Origin of the sequence: Dactylosporangium siamense (assembly GCF_016862795.1) — a bacterium.
In the GTDB taxonomy this organism is placed as follows: Bacteria; Actinomycetota; Actinomycetes; order Mycobacteriales; family Micromonosporaceae; genus Dactylosporangium; species Dactylosporangium siamense.
In genome coordinates this window covers 61,425-81,099 of sequence record NZ_BONQ01000026.1, presented here as the reverse complement: position 1 = coordinate 81,099, position 19,675 = coordinate 61,425, and the positions used below count along the sequence as shown (strand labels likewise).

The window sequence follows — 19,675 nt, the reverse complement described above, 5'->3', positions numbered from 1 at the left end:
GCGACGTTGCCGTGGAGCACGCGGGTCACGGTCGAACGGCGTTTCATCGGGACGCTCGCCGCGAACGCGGCCGTTTGACGCTCAGGCCGGTGGGCGGGGGAGCAGGGCGACGATCAGCGGCAGGGGGATCAGCGCGGCCATGGTGACGGCGAGGCCGATCTGGTCGGCGGCCCAGCCGATGAGGGCCGGCCCGAGCAGGATCCCGGTGTAGGTGAACGTGGTCAGCCGCGACACCAGGGTCGCTGTGGGGGTGCTGCCCGGCAGCCGGCCGACCGCGCTGAAGGTCAGCGGTATCAGCACCGAGGAGCCCAGTCCGGCCAGGGCGAAGCCGGCCACCGCCGCGGTGGGGTGCGGCGTCAGCACAGCGGCGGCGAGGCCGGCGGTCGCGATCGCGGCGGCCAGGCGGAACAGCGTGTCGCCGCCCCAGCGGCTGGTGAGCCGGTCGCCCGCCAACCGGCCCAGGGCCTGGCCGCCGGTGTAGGCGGTGATCGCGGCCGCGGCGATGCTGAGGGTGGCGTGCCGCTGCTCGTGCAGGAAGATGCCGCCCCAGCCGAGCGCCGCACCCTCGCAGATCATGAGCGCGGTGGCGGTCAGGCCCAGCACGAGCAGGGCGCCGCTCCAGCCGGAACGCCGGCCCGGTGCGCCGTCCTGCCCGGTGGCGTCGCCGGCCTTGGCTTCGACGCGGCCGGTCTCCGGCAGTCGGGGACCGAGCACGAGGCCGGCGGCCAGCAGCAGGGCGCCGGCGGTGATGAGGTGCGCGGCGAGCGAGACGTCGGTGCGGGTCAGGGCGGCGGTGGACAGCGCGGCGACGACCGCGCTGATGCTCCAGGCCGCGTGGCAGCCGTTGAGGATCGGGCGGCCGGCCCGGCGTTCGACCGCGACCGCGCTGGTGTTCATCGCCGCGTCGGTGGTGCCGTGGACCGCGCCGAGGACGGGTGCCAGGGCGGTGAACCACCACGGGCCGGGTGCGACGGCGATGCCGGCCAGCAGTAGTGGCATGACCGCGAGGGTCACGCGCAGCACCGCCCGGGCCCCGACCCGGGCGGTCAGCGGCCCGACGAACTGCATGCAGGCCAGCGCGGCCAACGCGAACAGCAGACCGGTGAGCCCGAACTGTCCGTCGGTGAGGTGGTGGGTGTCCTTGAACGAGGGTGCCCGCACGATGTACGTCGACAGCGTGAGCCCGTTGAGGAAGAACACGCCGGTCACGGCCCACCGCCCCGGCGCTGTGCGCACCAGCGGCTGATCGACTCTGGGCTGATCGTTGACGGTCATGCAGGCCACCCGCTCTCGGTGTGGCCCCGGACGGGCCACACTCTGATGACGAATGACGCCCGGCGGATTCGACAACCACCACCGGCGAATCGGGTCAGTGACGGTCCTCCTGGGCGTACCGGTCCAGGGTGGTGGCGTGACCACCGGGCCTCTATCAGTGCTAGGGTCAATCTATCGGTGATAGAGAGACGGAGGTGGCGTGTGATGAAAGCGGCGGTGTTGCACGAGATCGGTGGCGTGCCTCGCTATGAGGACTTCCCGGATCCCGTGGCGGGCGACGATGAGGTGATCATTGACGTGAAGGCGGTCGCGGTCGAAACCGTCGACAAGCGCATCGCGGCGGGCACGCACTACGCGAGCGGGCAGTACACCGCCCAGTTGCCGGCGATTCCCGCCTTCGACGGCATCGGCGCGCTGCCGGACGGCACCCTCGTCGGGTTCGGCAACCCGCGCCGGCCCTACGGCGCGCTCGCCGAGAAGACCGTGGTGCCCAAGGGCTCCTACCTGCCGATCGCGGAGGGTGTCGACCCGGCGATCGCGACCGTGCTGGGCACCGCGATCACCGGCATGTCCATCAAGACCGCCGGCGGCTTCGTGCCGGGGGAGACGGTGCTCGTGCAGGGCGCGACCGGGGTCGCGGGGCGGCTCGCGGTGAAGGTGGCCCGGCTGCTCGGCGCCGGACGGATCGTCGCGACCGGTCGCGACGACGACCAGCTGCGTGAGGTGCGGACCCTCGGCGCCGATGAGGTGATCAACACCGCGGTGCCGGACGAGGCGCTGGCGCAGGCGTACCTCGATGTCAAGGGGGACGGGTACGACATCGTGCTGGACTTCCTCTGGGGCCGGCCGACCGAGATCCTGTTGCGATCGCTGGTCCCGGAGTCATTCGCGTTTCCGAAGCCGACCCGGCTGATCCAGATCGGCGAGTCCGCCGGTGCCGGGCTCACGCTCGCCGCGGAGAGCCTGCGCACCTCCGGGGTCGAGATCTACGGTGCGGCCAAAGGACTCGGCCCGCAGACGATGCAGGAGGTGTACGGCCAGGTCGTGGCGTGGGCGCAGGCCGGCGAGCTGACCTTCGACGTCGTGCGGGTCGCACTGAGCGACATCGAGGCCGCCTGGCAACGCACCGATCTGCGGGGCAGCCGGCTCGTCGTGGTGCTGTGACGGGCCGCGCTACGCGTCAAGCGTTGCCCGCAGCGTGGCGAGCGCGGTCTCGATGATGTCGTAGAGCTTGCGGTCGTCGTCGGTCTCGAGCCACACGGTGACCGACACGTACATCAGCGTCGTCGACGTCTCGGCGAGCAGGGCGGCCCGGGTCGGATCGAGGCCGCGGGCCCGGAAACCGTCCCGCACCGCGGCGGCCATCGCGGCCCGTTTCTGCAGCTCGCGCTCGCGCAGGCCGGCGTCGGTCGCGACGATGGCGCGCCACTGCCGGATGGTGTCCCTACGGCCCTCGAACCGGGTCTCGGCGAGGCCGCGCAGGCCCTCCAGGATGATCGCGAGGGGGCTGGTGCCGGCGGGTGCCTGGGCGACGAGCTGCTCGGCGTACGCGGGCAGCTCGGCCTCGTCGGCGAAGAGCACCTCGCGCTTGTCGGCGAAGTGCCGGAAGAACGTGCGCGTCGTCAGGCCGGCCCGTTCCGTGATCGCCGGCACCGTGGTCGCGGCGAAGCCCTGCTCGGCGAAGAGCTCGAGGGCCGCCTGTTGCAGCCGCTCCCGCGCGTCGGGTTGCCATCGTGCCATCCCGGAAGTGTACCGGTGATGACATGGCGTGTCATTGGCGGTACCGTCATGACACGGCGTGTCATCATCGGGATGTCCGCCGTACCAGGGCGGAGCTGTGCCATGACAGACGTGTGGATTCTCGGCGGCACCGGCCGCAGCGCGCGGGCGATCGCCGCCGAACTGCGGCACCGGGGCATCCGGCCGGTGCTGGTCGGGCGCCACGCCGGACGGCTCGCGACCGTGGCAGACGGCCTGCCGACGGTCGTGGCCGGCACCGTCGGCGAGACGGCGGACGCGATCCGGCGGCACCGGCCGGCCGTGGTCGTGAACACGATCGGGCCGTTCACCGAGACCGCCGCACCGCTGCTGGACGCGTGCCTGCCGGCCGGCGACTACCTCGACCTGGCCAACGACCTCGCCGCGGTGTCGGCGACCCTCGGCCGCGGCGACGCGTTCGCGGCCGCCGGGCGCACCGCCGTCACCGGCGCCGGGTTCGGCGTGACGGCCACGGAGAGCGTCGTGGTGAAGCTGTGCGAGGGGCGGCCGGCCCCGCGGCGGGTCCGGGTCGACATGGTGCCGTCGCTGACCGTCGAGGCCGGCGCCGTCGGCGACGCGCTCGCGGGCACCATCGTGGAGGGCCTGCCGGGGGTCGAGGGCGGCGGACGGTTCCAGGGCCGGCGATACCGCGACGGCCGGCTCGGGCCCGACCGGCTCGCCGGCGACCCGATCCGGCTCGTCCTGCCCGACGGCTCGGCCGTCACCACGGCGAGCATGCCGCTCGGCGAGCTGCTCGCCGCCCAGCGGGCCAGCGGCGCCGCGGACGTGGTCGCCGCCTCCAGCGAGGCCCCGGCGTCTCCGCTCGTCCGCGCGGTCCTCCCGGCGGCGACCGCGCTGCTGAACATCGGGCCGGTCCGCGCCTTCGCGCGCCGGCGACTGGCCGCGGTGCGGGTCAAGGCGGCACCGAAACCGCGTGAGCACTCGTGGGGTCACGCCCTCATCGAGTGGGCGGACGGCAGCACGCGCGAGGGCTGGCTGCGCGTCGGTGAGGCACAGGCCTGGACGGGCGCGGTGCCGGCCGAGGTGGTCCGCCGACTGCTCGACGGTCAGGGCAAGCCGGGCGCGTACACCCCGGCCGCGCTCTTCGGCCCCACCCTGGCCGAGTCCTGCGGCGGTGAGTACCGGATCCTCGGCGACTGACCGAAGCCGTCCACGAAGTCGGGGCCGACCGGCGAATGCCAGCCGGCCCCTGTCGCAGTTCAGCAGGTCTTCGTGGTCACGTAGTGGTTGACGACCTTGCCGTTGGTGTACAGGACCTCGACCTTGGTGATGGTCGGCGAGTAGCCGCGCCCGGTGATCGTGTAGCACGGGCTGTCGTCGCCGCCCTCGATGTCGACCACGCGGCGGACCGAGCCCGCGCCGCAGTTGTGGTAGAACCAGTACCACTTGCGGGCCTTGGTCCCGTTGGGCGACGTCGTCCAGGGGTCGATGGACACGTTGGTCCCGCACGGGTCCACGTCGGCGAGGGCCGGGGCGGACACGGCGAGCGCCGCTCCGGTCAGCATCCCAACGATCATCATCGCCGTGATGGCGCGCTTCAGCATTGCCTTGGTTCCTTTCGTCAGGGGTGAACGGTGCGCGGTCAGCTGCCGTGGCTCGTGTCGAGCCAGGCCTTCGTGAACGGGTGCTCGAACGACCAGACGCCGGTGGTCTTGTGCTTGCGCATGTTGAACGCGTGGGCCGGCGTGCCGTAGCCGAGGTACGAGTACTTCTCGTAAGGGCCCTCGTCGTACCAGTGGTACAGCCCAGTGCGTTCGGCGGCGCGCCACGTCTGTGAGCCGACCCAGCCGTCGATGTCGATGTTCGGATCCTCGCGCGAGTTGTAGAGCCGCTGCCACTTGGCGGTCGCGCTCGCGGTGTTCGGGCCGAAGTCGCCGTCGATGTCGCTGTACAGGTTCTCGACCCACAGCATCGACTGCCACAGCCGCACGAGGTTGCCGGTGTTGACGCATGAACTGACCTGGCACAGCTGATCGTTGTCGCTCCAGCCGCCGGTGACGACGTGGGCGGACGCGGAACCTGTCGTGCCGAGGGCGACGCCCAGCACCGTGGCCAGCACGACCGCCGTGCGCGCGGCGACCGCCGTGAACCTACCCTGCATAAGGTGCTCCGTTCCCGGGGGACCCATCGGATGCCCTGCGCTCCCCCGAGGCGCAGGGCCGACCGTGGCCGGCGACCGAGATCGTCCGACGGGTTCACGATCGGCGCCGCGGAGGATGTCCGACAGGCCGGCCGGGGCCGGACAAACAACGTCGGACAACCCGTGGGCGCGCAGGCGCGGGACCGGGCCGGCAATCCCAGCCGGCCGTCCTCAGGGTGCGGGAGCACACGACCCTGGGATCGTCCGCGTTCAGGATGCGGCGGGCAGCAGGCCGGCTCGGGGTGTCCAGTCGATCCGGTGGAGTGCCGTCGTCGCTATGCCGGGTCGGGTTGGACCAGCGTGGGCGGCCGACCCGCGGTCGGTGCGCGCAGCACGGTCAGCATCTCCCGGATCGCCGGGTTGAGTTTGCCGACGGCGGCGACGAGCCGATCGGCCTGTGCGTGGTCGCCGAGGTAGAGCTCGGCGACGGCGCGGACCTGGAGGGCCAGCGCGTCAGCGGCTGGGGTGGCGGTCCCGGGCCGGATGCCGACGAGCAGGGTGCGCGCCTCCTCGGGCCGGTGGTCCAGGAGCCGCGTGACGGCTAGCCCGATCCGGGTGTCCGGGGTGTCGCGCAGCCGGACGCCGAGCTCGCCCAGCTCGATGATCTCGTCGGCGTTCGGACGGTCCACGGGCTTGCCGTGCACGATCGCGGCATGCAGGTGCGACATCCCGAAGAACGTCGCCAGTTGTCCGGCGATGAGCCCGGCACGCACCGGATGCGTGTCCTTGTCGTGCGCGATGGCGCTGAGGCGTTCGGCGTCGGCGATGAGCTGGCCGTTGTCGGTGTCGAACCCGTTCCCCCACCGATGCACGAAGGCCGCCAGGAGCACGAGGGGATCTTCGGCCTTGGCGAGGATGGTGTCCAGCCGCGCCGTGTCGACGTTGCCTCCGGCGATGTTCTTGACCGTCTGGACGGTGCGGATGAGCCGCTGCCCGCGGTCCAGCTCGGCCCGCGCCTGGCCGGACCGGAACGTCCAGCGCAGCAGGTTCGCCCCGTCCGAGCGCTGCCCGGACCCCACTCGAAACGGCAGCAGATTGCCCGATCCGAACACCGCGCCGGTGATCGCGGCGGCGAGGAGCGCATACCGTGCGAGCACCGGCATCGGTCGCATCGCGAGCTGATAGGTCAGCGCCGCGCATCCCAGGTTGGCGAGCGGCCCACCGAGGATGAACGCCACCATCCGCGCCGGCAGCCCGGCCTGAGAGGGCTTCGGCCGGACGGTCACCTTGCTCTGGTGCCCGGCGCGCAGCGAGATCTGCACACCGGTGACCTTCAGTCCGGTCAGCAGCGCGATGAGGAGATGGCCACCTTCGTGGATGACCAGATGCAGGATCAGCGCGACCATGGTGGCGGCGACGGTCGCCTCGACGCCGAGCGCGCCTTGACCGCTGTGCAGCCCGAGCGCGGCCGCGCCGCCGATGCCGGCCAGAGCGACGATCCACCTCGACGGCCGCCTGGCGCTGTTCTCCCCGACGTTGATCACCGGAGCACCGTAGACACCTCAGCACGGCGGCATCCGGTACGCGACGACTGTTGCCGCCGTATTCATCCGGCCTTCAGCATCCATTGAGGCCGCCCGGCGCCTGGCCGACCGCTGACGCGGCCGGCTCATCCTGCCCGGGTGAGGTCCGGGCGACCGGCCGGCCGCGGGTCCGCGTTTGCGGGCGGGACGGGCGGGAACTGCGCCCGTGTCATCGAACGGAGGCCGACACACGGGGGCCAGCATGGACGTTGCTGTTCTGGGCATGGGACGGATGGGACGCGCGATCGCCGGGAGGCTCGTCGCCGGCGGTCACAACGTGGCGGTGTGGAACCGTACACCGGGCAAGGCAGGAGAGATCGTGTCGGCGGGTGCCATGGAGGCGGCCGGCATCGCTGACGCCGCCACCGGTGCCGATGTGGTGATCACCATGCTGGCCAACGACGACGCGGTCCGGGCGGTCGCGCTGGGCGCGCTCCGGTCAGCGATCGGCGGGCAGACCGTCTACGTCGACTGCTCGACGGTCTCGCCGGAGCTCGGCGCCGAGCTGGCCGCGGCGTTCCCCGGCCGGTACGTCGCGATGCCCGTCCTGGGGAGCCCGGCCGCGGTCGAGGCGGGCACGTCGGCGCTGCTGGCCGGTGGCGACACCGGCGTCGTGGACCGCATCCGTCCCGTCGTCGCGTCGCTGTCGGGCACCGCCCGGCGGTACGACACGGCACAGCTGGCCATCACCGCCAAGCTGGCGACCAACCTGCTGCTGCTGTCGGAGGTGGTCGCCCTGGCCGAGTCGTTCGCCGTCGGACGTTCCGGAGGTCTCCGCGACGACCAGCTCCGGGATCTGCTCGGTGCGAGCTCCGTGCTGCCGGCGGGACTGGCGAACCGTTTCGAGGACATGCTGACCGGGTCGCAGGACGGATGGTGGGCCACCGCGCTCGGGGCCAAGGACGCGGGCCTCGCACTGGACGTCGCCGCGGCGGCGCAGGTCGAGCTGCCGGCGGCCAGGGCGGTGCGGCAGCGGTACGAGGAAGCGGCGTCATCCGGCCTGCGCGACGCCGACATCGCCGCCGTCGCCCAGCTCTACCAGGTCGGCGCCGCACACTGAGCGGCGCGTGCCCGTCAGCACGCACCTTCTCCAACGCAGCGGCATATCGCTCCACCGCGCGTGGTCCGGTCGCCGGCCACATGGCCAGGTCGGCGCCGTATCCCATCACTGTGTCGTCGGAGAACAATCCAGGCCCGTCAACCCCCACCCCGCGTCAGGTTCGTGCGGCGCGAGAGAATGGCGACAAGTGCCGAAGGGGTGGTCATGCGGCGATTCGAGGGCAAGGTCGCGCTCGTCACGGCGGCGGGACAGGGCATCGGGCGGGCCGTCGTGCGGCGGGTCGCCGCCGAGGGCGGTGCGGTGGTCGTCACGGACCTGCGGGAGGACGCGGCCACAGCGGTGGCCGAGGAGGTCGGCACGGAGCACGCGCTCGGAATGAAGGTCGACGTCACCTCACGCGCCGAGGTCGACGCCGCGGTCGCCGCGGCGGTCGGGCGGTTCGGCCGGCTCGACCTGCTGGTGAACAACGCGGGCGGCTGCATCGTCACCTCGGCGCCCGAGGACACTTCGGCCGAGGACTGGCACCGCCAGCTCGACCTGACCCTCGTCGGCGCGGCCCGCTGCATCCAGGCGGCCATCCCGCACCTGGTGAAGGCCCGCGGCAACGTGGTCACGATCGGCTCGGTCAACGGTCTCGCGGCCTTCGGCAACGTGGAGTACGCCGCGGCGAAGGCCGGCCAGATCGCGCTGTCGACGAACTACGCGGCCCGGTACGGCCCGCTCGGCGTGCGCTTCAACGTCGTCGCCCCCGGCACCGTCCGGACACCGAACTGGGACTCCCAGCCGGGCACGCTCGAGCAGCTAGCGTCGATGTACCCGCTCGGCCGCGTCGGCGAGCCGGAGGACATCGCCGCGGCGGTCGCGTTCCTCGGCTCCGACGACGCCGCCTGGATCACCGGCCACACACTGCCCGTCGAAGGCGGCGTGCTGACCGGCCCCAACCCGATCGACCTGAGCCCGCCCGAGACTTCCCGTTAAGACATCTGGGCGAGGTCGACCTCGACGGCGAAGGGTGCGGTCAGCTTCACGGCGCCGGTGAAGATCTCGCTCTCGCGGTAGCGGCGAGTCGCCGGGTCGAGCACGTACGTGTAGAGCAGAGGGGCGCCGGTGGCGGCCTGCTCGACACGCCAGTAGAACTGGATGCCGGCCTTCGCGTACTGATCAGCCTTGACGATCCGATCGGTGGTCTCCGAGCCGGGGGACACCACCTCGACGACAAGCAGGACATGCTCGGGTCGGGTTGGCGTCAGGTCGATGGTCTCCGCCCGGTAGACGGTCACGTCAGGACGGCGGTTGTTCAGCGGCACGTCCTGGAGCCGGACGTCGAAGTCGGTGTCAGCGTTCCAATCCGGCCCCGCCGCGACATCCAAGGCGTTCGCCAGGAGCCTGGCCAGGCGGTTGTGCCGCTTGGAGGCGCTCGGACTCACGAGGACCATCCCATCCACGATTTCGATACCCGCGCACTGTTCTTCTGTCCAGGTCGCGTATTGCTCCGCCGTGACCTGCTCGTGCATCCAGGCCGGCGCAACCATCTCGGCCGTCATGCACACCTCCCGAATGGTGATCGGCTACCAGGTCAAGATACCGCGGCAACCTCACCGGCCGACCCTGGGCGTCGTCGATTCGGCGAACGGAGAGTAGTCAAATTGCTACCCTCCGCTTGCTAGATGTGCGGTTGAACGGGGGAGCTATGCGGTTGCGGACCACGGCACGGGCCGGTCTTGCGCTGGTCGTCACGGCGTTGACCAGTACTGTCTTTGTCGGCTTGGCGCCCGGGACGGCTCAGGCAGCCGCCGCCAGCTTCCCCTTCACCGGGTCGCCGCAGACGTACACGGTGCCGGCCGGGGTGACGTCGGTGAGTGTCCGCGCCGGGGGTGCTCAGGGCGGCAGCAACGGCGGCATGGGCCTGAGCTCCAACGGCGGCAACGGCGGGATCGTCGAGGCGGTCCTCAAGGTGACCCCGGGCGAGGTGCTCCAGGTCAACGTCGGCGGGCAGGGCGACGACTACACGAACGCCGGCAGTGCCGCCGCCACCGCGGGCTGGAACGGCGGTGGTCGCTCCGGGGCGCTGCAGACCTCCGGGTTCGGCACCGATCAGACCGGCGGCGGCGGTGCGTCCGACGTGCGGGCCGGCTCCTGCGCGGCCACCTCCTCGTGCACGGACGGCGCCCGCGTGCTGGTCGCCGGTGGCGGCGGCGGGGCCGGCACGTCCGCTGACGGCGGCGCGGGCGGCACGCCCGGCGGCGACGGGGTGCGACCCACGTTCAACGCTCCGGCCATGGGCCGCGGCTACGGCGGCAGCGGTGCCACCGCGAGCAGCGGCGGCGCGGGTGGCGCCGGCGGCTTGCTCAACCTCGGCCAGACCCCGGTCGGCCAGTCCAACGCGGGTCAGAACGGCACGGCGGGGCAGGGCGGCGACGGCGCGAAATGCACCAGCTGCCCCGACCCGGTGGCCGCCGCCAACGCCGAACTGACCGGCGGTGGCGGTGGCGGTGGCGGCTACTACGGCGGCGGTGGCGGCGGCAGCGGTCTCGCCGTGGCCAGCGGTGGCAGCCAGCCCAACTACTACTACGGCGGCGGCGGTGGCGGCGGGTCGAGCTACGTGAGCCCGTCCCGGGTGTGGGGCAACAGCACCTTCGTCTCCGGCAGCCACACCGGCGACGGCCTGGTCACGATCACGCCCGGGCCGGTCGTCGGCACCGCGTCACTGCCGGACACGGCGAACGGCGCGGCCTACTCGCAGACGCTCACCGCGAGCGGCGGCGACGGCGCCCCGTTCGGCAGCTGGGCGGTCGACACCGGCGCCATGCCCGGCGGGCTGTCGCTGTCGCCGACGACCGGCGAGATCAGCGGGACCGTGGCCGCGACCTCCGGCACCTACACGTTCACCGTGTCCGTGGCCGACACGAACGGCAACGTGGGCCTCAAAGAACTGTCGATCATCGTGCTCCCCGGGCCGAACGCGCCGACCAACGTGGCCGCGGCGGTGGCCACCGGCACCGGCAAGCTCAACGTCTCGTGGACCGCGTCGACGTCGCCGAACGTCACGTCGTACAAGGTCTATACGGGCACCTCGAACAGCGGGCCGTGGACGCTGGTGAGCAGCGGCGGGTGCGCGGCGCCGGCGTCGAGCCCGTGCCAGTTCAGCGGCACGCCGTCGACCGTGTACTGGTTCGCGGTGTCCGCGGTGAACGCGTCCGCGGCTGAGGGCGACAAGTCCGTCCCGGACGACGAGACGGCGATCGAGGTCCCGATCGTGATCGTCCCGGTGATGGCGGCGCCCAACGGCGACCGGTCGATGTCGGTGAGCTGGATGGGGATCTCCACCGCGGCCAACCCGATCGTGTCCCTCGTGGTCGAGGTCTCCGAGGACAACGGCCCGTTCACCGCGGTCCCCGGCGGGACCTGCCTGACCGCGCCGGTCGCCGGCTGCTCCGCGACCGGGCTGACCGCCGGGGCGTCGGCGCGGTTCCGCGTGCGCGCCTCGAACGCGGCCGGGCCCGGCCCCGACGGGCCGCCGTCGATCCCGATGACCGTGCTCGCCGCGCCGGCCGTGCCGACCAATGTGGCGGCGGTGGCCAACGGGCACAACTCGATCGGGGTGTCGTGGACCGCGGTGACCGGAGCCATCTCCTACAAGGTGTACCGGGCCACCGCGTCGGGCGGCCCGTACACCCTCATCGCCACCACCGCCTGCAACGCGCCGGTGGCGAGCCCGTGCAGCAACACCTCGCTGGTCCCGGCGCAGACGTACTACTACAAGGTGTCGGCGGTCGGAGCCGCGCTGGAGAGCGCCCAGTCGGCGGCGGTGTCGGCGACCGCGTTCGCGCTGCCGCACTCGCCGAACCAGCCGGTCGCGACCGTCGACGGCGCGCTGTCGCTGTCCGTGGCCTGGGCCCCGATGGTCGACGCGATGCACCCGGTGGACACGTACGTGGTCGAGATCTCCGACAACGGCGGCACCTCCTACACCACGGTCACCACGGGTGCGTGCGCGGCGCCGGCGGTCGGGCCGTGCACGGTGACCAACCTGACCGCGGGGACCGCGTACCGCTTCCGGGTCAGCGGCGTGAACGCCGCCGGCACGGGCGGCGCGTCGCCGGAGTCGGTCGACGTGACGGCCGTCGGGCCGCCCGGCACGCCGACCGCCGTCGCGGTGGTCCCGTCCGGGACCGGCAGCGTGTCGGTGTCGTGGACCGCGTCGACCGGCGGCCCGGACTCGTACCGGGTCTACGTGGCGACGTCCAGCGGCGGCCCGTACACCCGCGTCGCCAGCGGGGCGTGCAACACCCCGGTGGCCTCGCCGTGTGTGGTCACCGGCCTGACCAACGGCACGACGTACTACTTCACGGTGTCCGCGGTGAAGTCCGTCGCGGAGAGCCCGCAGTCGACCGCCGGCACCGGCGTGCCGGTCACCGCGCCGGACGCGCCGAACGCCCCGGCCCTCGCCGTCACCGGTGCCGCCAAGCTGTCGGTGACCTGGACCGGGCCGACCGCCACCGCCGGCAAGCCGGTCACCGGATACAAGGTGCAGATCTCCGAGAACGGCGGCGAGTACACCGCGGTCAACGCCGGCTGCGTGAACCCCACCGCCAGCCCGTGCACCCTGTCCGGCCTGACGCCCGGCTCCACGTACCGGGTCAAGGTGATCGCGGTGAACGGCGCGGGTGACGGTGCGCCGTCTGCGCCGTCCGGTCCGGCGACCGCGGTCGACCTCCCGCTGTCGCCGGAAACCCCGGCCGCCACGCTCAGCGCCGACGCGGCGGTCCAGTTGGCGTGGACCGGCCCGACCGGCACCGGCGCCCGCCCGGTCACCGGCTACCGGGTGTACGTGTCGAAGGACGGCGGCTCGTACACCGAAAGCACCACCGGCGGGTGCGCCACCCCGGCCGCCTCGCCCTGCACGGTCACCGGCCTGGTGATCGGTGCGGCGTACCGGTTCAAGGTGGCCGCCGTCAACGCCGCCGGCCCCGGCGACCAGTCGACGCAGTCCAACCAGGTGACCGCGGCCGTCGGCCCGGCCGCGCCGACGATCACGACCGCCGCGTCCGGCGACACCACCGCCGTCATCACCTGGACCCCGGCCGCCGACACCACCGGCATCACCGGCTACCGGGCGTCGGTGACACCGGGCGACCTGCACTGCGAGGCGACCGGCGCGGCCGCGACGACGTGCACGATCACCGGCCTGACCAACAAGACCGCGTACACGGTCACGGTGGTCGCGCTCGGGACGGTGAACTCGGCGCCGAGCGGGTCGAAGACGGTGACGCCGAGCGCGGCACCGACGAAGCCGACCGGCGTGCAGGCCTCGGCCGGCACCAGCTCGGCGACGGTCACCTGGACCGCGCCGGCCAACCTCGGCGACGGCATCGCCAGGTACGCCGTGGTCGCCGACCCGGGTCCGGCGCGCTGTGAGACCGCCGACGCGACCGCGACGTCCTGCGTCGTCGGCGCGGAGGCCGGCAGGTCGTTCACCTACCGGGTGATCGCGATCGGCGCCTACGGCAACGACTCCGACCCGTCCGACCCGTCCTCGACGGTGTCCGCGTCGACGCCGCAGCCACCCGCGGTGCCGCCGGCCACCGAGTTCGTCCTCACCACCGACAAGGGCAACATCACGACCGCCGAACCGAGCCAGGACATCGTCGTGATCGGTGACGGTTTCGCGCCGCACTCCACCGTGGTCATCACGATCTACTCGGACCCGGTCGTGCTCGGCACGGTCGTCACCGACGGCGACGGCAAGTTCAGCAAGCCGGTGACCGTGCCGGCGAGCCTCGCCGCGGGCGTGCACAGCCTGGTCGCGGGCGGCGTCGACGCGCTCGGCCAGGCCCGCAGCATGCGCCTGGACGTCACCGTCGCCAGCGACAGCCTGGCCGTGACCGGGAGCAACGTCATGCTGCTGCTGATGATCGGGCTGGCGTTCGCCGCCGCCGGCGCCGGCCTGGTCTGCACGTCGAAGCTGTAGGTCAGGAGGCGGTCGACCCGCGGCACCGCGGGTCGACCGCCTCCGATGGGACACCGCTGTCGTGAGTTGGTCGTTGTACGTCGTGCCGGCGGATGAGCTGCTGGCGAGGAGCCCGGGGACCTGGAAGACGACTGGCCCTGGTGAGCGCGGCTCGCACACCCGGGCAGCGGCAGACGCGAACGGGCCGGCGTGCGTAAGGTCGGCTCGACAGGGCGACTCCGCGAACCAGGGACGGGGCAGGGCATGGACCGAGGGACCCGGGACGAGTTGCTCGGCCGCCTGGCTGCGGCAGTCGGATCCGTCACGGCCGCGCACCCGACGCGGGTTGCCATCGACGGACCGCCCGCCGCCGGCAAGACCACCCTCGCCGACGAGCTGGCCGTCATCCTGCGCGCGCAGGGCCGCGACGTCATCCGCGCGACGATCGACGATTTTCTCTTCCCCCGGGCGCAGCGCTACCCGCGCGGTGAGTACTCGGCCGAGGGCTGCTACTTCGACACCCACGACAACGACGCACTGAACCGGGTGCTGCTCGACCCGCTCGGCCCCGGCGGGGATCGACGCTTCCGGCACGCGGTCTACGACCACGCCACGGATGCCGCGCTGTCCCCGCCGGTCACGACCGCCCGGGCCGACGCCGTGCTGCTCTTCGACGGGGTCTTCCTCCTGCGCCCGGAGCTGATCGACCGGTGGGACCTGCGCATCCTCGTGTCGACGGCACTCGACACGATCGTGGATCGCGCCGTCGTCCGGGAGCGCCGGGTGTCGTCACGGGCCGACGTCGAACGGCGCTGGCGCGAGCGGTACATCCCCGCCCAGCGGCTCTACTTCGCCACGGTCGGCCCGGCCCGGCACGCCGACATCATCGTGCACAACGACGAACCTCAGCAGCCGGCCTGGGAGACGCACCCGCGCTGACCGCACCCAGCATCGCGGCCCTCCTCACGGTCGAAGCGGGTGATGTGCGGCGAACGCGGCTCGCGCCGCGTTGTCCTGGCAGCGCTGCTCCTCGGCGCGTGTCCAGCCGAAGGCGGCCGAGAGGGCCGCGAACTCCGCATCGAGGGTGGTGTCGGCGGTGGTGCGTGCGTCGGTGCTGACGGTGATCCTCAACCCGGCGCGCAGGAGCCGGTCGGCGGGGTGAGCGGCGATGGTGGGGACCGCTGCGGGCAGGTCGAGGGCCTGTTCGGCGGCCAGTGCGGCGATGGTGGCCGGGCGCACCGAGGCGTCGAGGTGGCAGTGCAGCTCGTACCGTTGCGGCGGTGACGTGTCCATCGGCGTCCTCACTGTGATTGCCTCAACTGCGACGGCATCCTGGTCAACAGTGCCACCGAAGCAATCAGCCTGGTGATCAGCAAGTCCACTGTGCGGTCGCTGGTCGCATCAGTCGGCGAGACCGAGCCGCCCGCAGGTAGCGACTCGAGCCGCCCGATGATGCGACCACGCCGTCCTTGATAGAGGACGAATTTCCGCTATCGTGGACGCATGTCTGGTGGTGCGGGATTGCTCTCCAGTGGGTTGTCGATGACTGACCTGGGTTTGCGGATCCGGGCCCGGCGGCGGGCGCAGGGGCTCGCTCTGGAGCGGCTGGCCGAGTTGAGCGGCGTGAGCCGCAGCATGGTGTCGGATGTGGAGCGAGGCGCGAAGACGCCGACCGTGCTGGTGCTGGACCGGCTGGCGACAGCATTGGGCACGTCGATCTCCCGACTGCTGGACGAGCCCGCGGGCAACGTCCCGGTGGTGCTGCCGCACGAGCAGCAACGGGTGGTCCGCGACCCGGCGGGGTGGGAGCGGCGCATCCTGTCGCCGGTGCTGCCCGGCGTCGAGTTCGAGTTCATGCGCACCGTCCTGGGGCCCGGTGTCGATGCCGGGGAGTTCTCGCCGCACCAGCCGGGCTCGCGTGAATACGTGGCGGTCGAGTCGGGCCGTCTCACGCTCACGATCGACGGCCAGGCATCGATTCTGGAGGCGGGCGATTCGGTCTACTTCCCCGGCAACTGCCGTCACGGGTTCGCCAACGGCGAGGATGTCGAGTGTGCCTACTACCTGGTCGTGGATCTCGGGCCGGCCGCCCCGCACGGGGACAGTGGGCGCTGATGGACGAGCTGACGAGTGCGGGCCGGCGCGCCGCCGACATCACCGCCGGCTATCTGGCGGGTGTCGGTGAACGACCGGTGTGGCAGCCGGTGCCGGAGGCCGACCGCAGTTGGTTGATGCGTCAGGAGCTGCCTTCATCGGGTCGGCCGTTGTCCGATCTGCTCGACGACATCAGCAGCCGCGTGCTGCCGTACCCGATGGGCAACGGTCATCCCCGGTTCTTCGGCTGGGTGAATTCCGCGCCGTCAGCGGCCGGTGTACTGGTCGCGCCGATCGCCGCCGCCCTCAATCCGAGCTGTGCCGGCGGCGACCACGCCGGGGTGCTGCTGGAGCACACCGTGCTGAGGTGGCTCGCCGATCTGGTCGGCTTCCCGCACCGTCCCGGCGGCGGGTTGCTGACCAGCGGCGCCTCGATGGCGACCGTGGTCGCGCTGGCCACCGCCCGCCAGCGCGCCGCGGAGCGGGACGGTGTCGACGTCCGGGAGGACGGGCTCTACGGTCGCCCACCGATGGTCCTGTACGTGTCCGCGGAGGGCCACAGCTGCCTGCGCAAGGCAGCGGAGCTGCTGGGTCTGGGCAGCCGGCAGGTGCGGGTCGTGCCGGTGGATGACGGTTTCCGGATGGACGTCGAGGCGCTGCGGACCCTGGTGGCGCGCGACACGCGGGCGGGGCTTCGCCCGTTCTGTGTGGCCGCGAGCGCTGGCACCGTCAACACCGGTGCCGTCGACCCGCTGGATGAGATCGCCGACGTCGCCGCCGCCAACGGGTTGTGGTTCCACGTCGACGGTGCGTACGGCGCGCTCGGCGCCCTCGCCCACCACGCCGGCTACCCGGGCATGGCGCGGGCCGACTCGCTCGTGCTGGATCCCCACAAGTGGCTCGGTGTGCCGGTCGACTGCGGGTGTGTGCTCTGGCGCGACCCGTCGTTGACCCGGGCCACGTTCAGCCTGGTGCCCGCCTACCTGCGCGACGATCACGACGGCGGGACCGGATGGTTCTCCGAGTACGGCCCGGAGCAGACCCGCCCGTTCCGGGCCCTGCGGACCTGGGCCACCATGTCACACCTCGGCCGGGACGGCATCACCCGGCTGGTGGACACGACGGTCCGGCTCGCGCACACGCTGGGCGCGATGATCGACGCCGCCCCCGACTTCGAGTTGCTCGCCCCGGTCGGCACCTCGATCGTCGCGTTCCGGCACCGCCCCGTCGACCGGGACGACCAGTTGGACGAGCTCAACCGCCGGATCCCCGCCGCCGTCCAGCACCGCGGGCGAGCCTTCCTGACAGGCACCCAACTGGCCGGGGCCGAGGCCCTCCGCGCCTGCCTGCTCAATCCGGCGACCACCGAGGACGACCTGGTCCTGCTGCTCGACGAGATCCGGGCCGCGGCGGAGATCCGCCCGTGAGCGCCGGGCACCTCGTCGTCGACCTCGGCGGCGTGGTGTGCCGGTTCGATCACGCCCGCCGGCTCGACCGGCTCGCCCAGGCATGCGCCCTGGACCCGGAGCGGATCCACGCACTGCTGTGGCTGTCCGGCTTCAGCGCCGACTGCGATCGAGGACACCACGGCTCCGCGGCGCTGGTGCGCACCCGGATACGCACCATCCTCGGCTTCGCCGGCAGCGACGACGACCTCGACGACGCATGGTGCAGTGCCTTCCGGCCGGACCCGGCCGTCATCGAGGTCCTCGACCGGCACCGCGGCGACCGCGTGCTGGCGCTGTTCACCAACAACGGACCGCTGGAGGAGCAGGCGCTGACCCGTCGGTACCCCGAGGTCTTCGCCCGGTTCGACCACCTGTTCTTCAGTTACCGGCTCCGTCACCGCAAGCCGGACCCGGCCGCTTTCACGGCGGTGTCCGGTCGCCTCGGCGCTTCCAGCGAAGAGATCATCCTCATCGACGACAGCCCGGCGAACGTGGCTGCGGCACGTGCGGCCGGATGGCGCTGCCACCAATACCTCGACGTCGCGCGTCTGCGAGACGATCTCGACGAAGCCACACAGTGTCCGGTAGCCGACAGGTGCAGGTCGCAGGGTCGGGGGCCGTCCGCCGCGTCCACCCCGTAACAGGTCACCAGGGGAGCGACATGGATCAGTCGGGGGAACAGCGATACCGGGAGTTCGTGGTGGCGCGCTCCGCGGCGCTGCTGTGCACCGCGTATCTGCTGGTGGGCGACCGGGGCAGGGCGGAGGATCTCCTCCAGACCGCGTTGGTCAAGACGTACATCGCGTGGGATCGGATCAAGGACCCCGGCGCGACCGAGGCATACGTTCGGCGCGTCATGGCCACGACGGCCACGTCGTGGTGGCGGCGCCGGTGGTCGGCCGAACGGCCGGCGGTGTCATTGCCCGACAGCGCCGTCGCCGATGCCAGCGGTGAGCTGGCCGACGCGGACGAGATGCGCCGGCTGTTGCTGACGCTGCCGGCCCGGCAACGGGCGGTGCTCGTGCTGCGCTACTACGACGACATGAGCGAGGCGGACGTCGCCGAGATGCTCGGCATCTCCCGCAGCGCGGTCAGCAGCTACGCCACGCGCGGGTTGTCCGCGCTCCGCCACCGGATCGGTGAGGAGATCAACTCGCTGTGAACACCTCCTTCGAATCGCAGTTCCGGGCGACCATCACGCGGAGCGTCGAGCACCTCGCACCCCAGCTGGTGGACGCCGATGAGCTGATCCGGCACGGCCGGTCCGCGCTGCGCCGGCGCCGGGCCGCGACCGTCGTGGCCGCAGCGGCGGCGCTGGCCGCGGTTCTCACCGTCACCGCGGTGGCGGTTGGTGCCGGTCCGTCGGGCCAGCGCCACGATCCCGTGGCGTCACCCGGCCCCACCGGCACGGGGCAGTCCGACCCCACCGGCACGGGGCAGCCCGGCCCCACCGGCACGGGGCAGTCCGACCCCACGCCGACGGCAGACCCGGCCCCGGCCGGCGTCGACGTCCTCCTGACCGGCAACACGATCCGGACGGCGTCGGGCCGTCTGGTGACCATCCCGAACCCCGGCGGAGGCACCGTCACTCGCGCGACCGGCGTGGCCGGGGGTTGGGTCGTCAGCTCCGGCGGCACGACGGACCTGCCGTCGATCGAGTTCCTCACCGACGCCGGTCAGCTGAAGGGCTTCCAACCGGCGCTCAAGGGCGCTCAGGTGGGGTTCGCCGCCGACGGCCGGTCCATGGGGGCGCAGGTCGGTAACGACATCTACGTTTTCGAGCTGCCGTCGTTGGTGGTGCGGCACCGCGTCGACGTCCGGCCACGGGCGGGCGGCTCGCAGCTGGAGGACCTGTGGCTCCGCGGCGACCGGCTGGTGGCGCGCTTCATGACGCTGGGCGACAGCGGTCCCGGCTTCAGCGGGGTGGTGATCTGGAATCTCACGACCGGCACCTCGACCACGTCGCCGGACCTCGACCTGCGGGACGTCTCCGCCGACGGCAAACTCGCCCTCCTGGCGACCCAGCAGGGCTTCGGGCCGGACGCGACGCACTGCGTGTCGGTCGTGCCGATCGGCGATGCGTTGTCAGCGGCCGGGAAGAAGGTGTGCGGACCGGGCGTGAGCCTGACCCACGGCCACTTCTCGCCGCGCGGCACCTGGGTCGCCGTGTCGGTGTCCCCGACCGGGACGTGGCTGTTCCGCACCACGCAACTCCAGGCGGGCAACGCCGAACCGGTCAGCCGCCACGACATCGACTTCGGGACATGGCAGGACGATGCGCAACTGATCCTGGCCGACGAGCGAGCGAGTGTGGTGCGGCGATGCCCGACCACCGCCGAACCCTGCCAGCGGGTCGCCGGCGAGCCCGAACCCCTGCTGGGCGTGATCACGAACCACCACTAGGGC

The 19,675-nt window shown here is 72.3% G+C and carries 18 protein-coding genes; 11 read left to right on the top strand and 7 right to left on the bottom strand.

Features of this window, described 5'->3' with window-relative positions; all coding sequences use genetic code 11:
• Positions 1–81: 81 nt before the first annotated feature.
• Positions 82–1,275, bottom strand: a complete 1,194-nt coding sequence (locus Dsi01nite_RS09095; RefSeq protein ID WP_203845607.1) for an MFS transporter — start codon at positions 1,273–1,275, stop codon at positions 82–84.
• Positions 1,276–1,479: 204 nt separating this feature from the next.
• Here Dsi01nite_RS09095 and Dsi01nite_RS09090 point away from each other — a divergent pair, with 204 nt between their 5' ends.
• The gene (locus Dsi01nite_RS09090) at positions 1,480–2,439 is read left to right on the top strand and encodes a quinone oxidoreductase family protein (RefSeq protein ID WP_203845606.1); all 960 of its coding nucleotides are present in this window, start codon (positions 1,480–1,482) and stop codon (positions 2,437–2,439) included.
• A 9-nt stretch (positions 2,440–2,448) separates the two neighbouring features.
• On the opposite strand, the gene Dsi01nite_RS09085 is transcribed toward Dsi01nite_RS09090, so the two are convergent.
• The gene (locus tag Dsi01nite_RS09085) at positions 2,449–3,015 is read right to left on the bottom strand and encodes a TetR/AcrR family transcriptional regulator (RefSeq protein ID WP_203845605.1); all 567 of its coding nucleotides are present in this window, start codon (positions 3,013–3,015) and stop codon (positions 2,449–2,451) included.
• Between the two features lie 102 nt (positions 3,016–3,117).
• Between Dsi01nite_RS09085 and Dsi01nite_RS09080 the strand changes: the two genes are divergently transcribed.
• Positions 3,118–4,194, top strand: coding sequence for a saccharopine dehydrogenase family protein (locus Dsi01nite_RS09080; RefSeq protein ID WP_203845604.1), 1,077 nt, complete (start codon positions 3,118–3,120; stop codon positions 4,192–4,194).
• 59 nt (positions 4,195–4,253) lie between these two features.
• On the opposite strand, the gene Dsi01nite_RS09075 is transcribed toward Dsi01nite_RS09080, so the two are convergent.
• The 3 genes from Dsi01nite_RS09075 to Dsi01nite_RS09065 form a co-directional block, all read right to left on the bottom strand.
• A complete protein-coding gene (locus Dsi01nite_RS09075) occupies positions 4,254–4,598 on the bottom strand; it encodes a hypothetical protein (RefSeq protein WP_203845603.1) in 345 nt (114 codons plus the stop codon).
• A 38-nt stretch (positions 4,599–4,636) separates the two neighbouring features.
• Complete coding sequence (locus Dsi01nite_RS09070) at positions 4,637–5,155, bottom strand: peptidoglycan-binding domain-containing protein (protein WP_203845602.1); 519 nt, start codon at positions 5,153–5,155, stop codon at positions 4,637–4,639.
• A gap of 314 nt (positions 5,156–5,469) precedes the next feature.
• Positions 5,470–6,678, bottom strand: coding sequence for a hypothetical protein (locus Dsi01nite_RS09065; RefSeq protein ID WP_203845601.1), 1,209 nt, complete (start codon positions 6,676–6,678; stop codon positions 5,470–5,472).
• Between the two features lie 241 nt (positions 6,679–6,919).
• Between Dsi01nite_RS09065 and Dsi01nite_RS09060 the strand changes: the two genes are divergently transcribed.
• Positions 6,920–7,777, top strand: a complete 858-nt coding sequence (locus tag Dsi01nite_RS09060) for an NAD(P)-dependent oxidoreductase (RefSeq protein ID WP_203845600.1) — start codon at positions 6,920–6,922, stop codon at positions 7,775–7,777.
• A gap of 204 nt (positions 7,778–7,981) precedes the next feature.
• Positions 7,982–8,755 (top strand): SDR family NAD(P)-dependent oxidoreductase, encoded by a 774-nt coding sequence (locus Dsi01nite_RS09055; RefSeq protein ID WP_203845599.1) that lies wholly within the window; start codon positions 7,982–7,984, stop codon positions 8,753–8,755.
• Here Dsi01nite_RS09055 and Dsi01nite_RS09050 read toward each other — a convergent pair.
• Entirely contained in the window at positions 8,752–9,321 is a 570-nt protein-coding gene (locus Dsi01nite_RS09050) for a Uma2 family endonuclease (RefSeq protein WP_203845598.1), read from the bottom strand. The genes Dsi01nite_RS09055 and Dsi01nite_RS09050 overlap by 4 nt on opposite strands.
• Positions 9,322–9,542: 221 nt before the next feature.
• Between Dsi01nite_RS09050 and Dsi01nite_RS09045 the strand changes: the two genes are divergently transcribed.
• Positions 9,543–13,748 (top strand): fibronectin type III domain-containing protein, encoded by a 4,206-nt coding sequence (locus Dsi01nite_RS09045; RefSeq protein WP_203845597.1) that lies wholly within the window; start codon positions 9,543–9,545, stop codon positions 13,746–13,748.
• Positions 13,749–13,991: 243 nt separating this feature from the next.
• Positions 13,992–14,666 carry a cytidylate kinase family protein gene (locus Dsi01nite_RS09040; protein ID WP_203845596.1) on the top strand — a complete coding sequence of 225 codons (675 nt, stop codon included), beginning with the start codon at positions 13,992–13,994 and terminating at the stop codon, positions 14,664–14,666.
• Positions 14,667–14,690: 24 nt separating this feature from the next.
• On the opposite strand, the gene Dsi01nite_RS09035 is transcribed toward Dsi01nite_RS09040, so the two are convergent.
• The gene (locus tag Dsi01nite_RS09035; RefSeq protein WP_203845595.1) at positions 14,691–15,020 is read right to left on the bottom strand and encodes a hypothetical protein; all 330 of its coding nucleotides are present in this window, start codon (positions 15,018–15,020) and stop codon (positions 14,691–14,693) included.
• Between the two features lie 210 nt (positions 15,021–15,230).
• Between Dsi01nite_RS09035 and Dsi01nite_RS09030 the strand changes: the two genes are divergently transcribed.
• The 5 genes from Dsi01nite_RS09030 to Dsi01nite_RS09010 are packed head-to-tail and all read left to right on the top strand — an operon-like array spanning position 15,231 to position 19,672.
• On the top strand, positions 15,231–15,842 hold the full coding sequence (locus Dsi01nite_RS09030; protein WP_239135787.1) for a helix-turn-helix domain-containing protein: 612 nt from the start codon (positions 15,231–15,233) through the stop codon (positions 15,840–15,842).
• Entirely contained in the window at positions 15,842–17,248 is a 1,407-nt protein-coding gene (locus Dsi01nite_RS09025; protein WP_203845594.1) for a pyridoxal phosphate-dependent decarboxylase family protein, read from the top strand. Before Dsi01nite_RS09030 ends, Dsi01nite_RS09025 begins: the two co-directional genes overlap by 1 nt.
• Positions 17,245–17,910: an HAD-IA family hydrolase gene (locus tag Dsi01nite_RS09020; protein WP_203845593.1), complete on the top strand. Its 666-nt coding sequence runs from the start codon at positions 17,245–17,247 to the stop codon at positions 17,908–17,910. Before Dsi01nite_RS09025 ends, Dsi01nite_RS09020 begins: the two co-directional genes overlap by 4 nt.
• 20 nt (positions 17,911–17,930) lie before the next feature.
• Positions 17,931–18,431 carry a SigE family RNA polymerase sigma factor gene (locus tag Dsi01nite_RS09015; RefSeq protein ID WP_203845592.1) on the top strand — a complete coding sequence of 167 codons (501 nt, stop codon included), beginning with the start codon at positions 17,931–17,933 and terminating at the stop codon, positions 18,429–18,431.
• Positions 18,428–19,672, top strand: coding sequence for a hypothetical protein (locus tag Dsi01nite_RS09010; RefSeq protein ID WP_203845591.1), 1,245 nt, complete (start codon positions 18,428–18,430; stop codon positions 19,670–19,672). Before Dsi01nite_RS09015 ends, Dsi01nite_RS09010 begins: the two co-directional genes overlap by 4 nt.
• Positions 19,673–19,675 lie beyond the last annotated feature (3 nt).

Coding starts and splice junctions, on each gene's coding strand:
- Dsi01nite_RS09090 (WP_203845606.1), top strand. CDS start 1,480: ATGAAAGCGGCGGTGTTGCACGAGATCGGTGGCGTGCCTCGCTATGAG.
- Dsi01nite_RS09095 (WP_203845607.1), bottom strand. CDS start 1,275: ATGACCGTCAACGATCAGCCCAGAGTCGATCAGCCGCTGGTGCGCACA.
- Dsi01nite_RS09030 (WP_239135787.1), top strand. CDS start 15,231: ATGTCTGGTGGTGCGGGATTGCTCTCCAGTGGGTTGTCGATGACTGAC.
- Dsi01nite_RS09055 (WP_203845599.1), top strand. CDS start 7,982: ATGCGGCGATTCGAGGGCAAGGTCGCGCTCGTCACGGCGGCGGGACAG.
- Dsi01nite_RS09035 (WP_203845595.1), bottom strand. CDS start 15,020: ATGGACACGTCACCGCCGCAACGGTACGAGCTGCACTGCCACCTCGAC.
- Dsi01nite_RS09080 (WP_203845604.1), top strand. CDS start 3,118: ATGACAGACGTGTGGATTCTCGGCGGCACCGGCCGCAGCGCGCGGGCG.
- Dsi01nite_RS09025 (WP_203845594.1), top strand. CDS start 15,842: ATGGACGAGCTGACGAGTGCGGGCCGGCGCGCCGCCGACATCACCGCC.
- Dsi01nite_RS09070 (WP_203845602.1), bottom strand. CDS start 5,155: ATGCAGGGTAGGTTCACGGCGGTCGCCGCGCGCACGGCGGTCGTGCTG.
- Dsi01nite_RS09085 (WP_203845605.1), bottom strand. CDS start 3,015: ATGGCACGATGGCAACCCGACGCGCGGGAGCGGCTGCAACAGGCGGCC.
- Dsi01nite_RS09050 (WP_203845598.1), bottom strand. CDS start 9,321: ATGACGGCCGAGATGGTTGCGCCGGCCTGGATGCACGAGCAGGTCACG.
- Dsi01nite_RS09015 (WP_203845592.1), top strand. CDS start 17,931: ATGGATCAGTCGGGGGAACAGCGATACCGGGAGTTCGTGGTGGCGCGC.
- Dsi01nite_RS09040 (WP_203845596.1), top strand. CDS start 13,992: ATGGACCGAGGGACCCGGGACGAGTTGCTCGGCCGCCTGGCTGCGGCA.
- Dsi01nite_RS09075 (WP_203845603.1), bottom strand. CDS start 4,598: ATGCTGAAGCGCGCCATCACGGCGATGATGATCGTTGGGATGCTGACC.
- Dsi01nite_RS09060 (WP_203845600.1), top strand. CDS start 6,920: ATGGACGTTGCTGTTCTGGGCATGGGACGGATGGGACGCGCGATCGCC.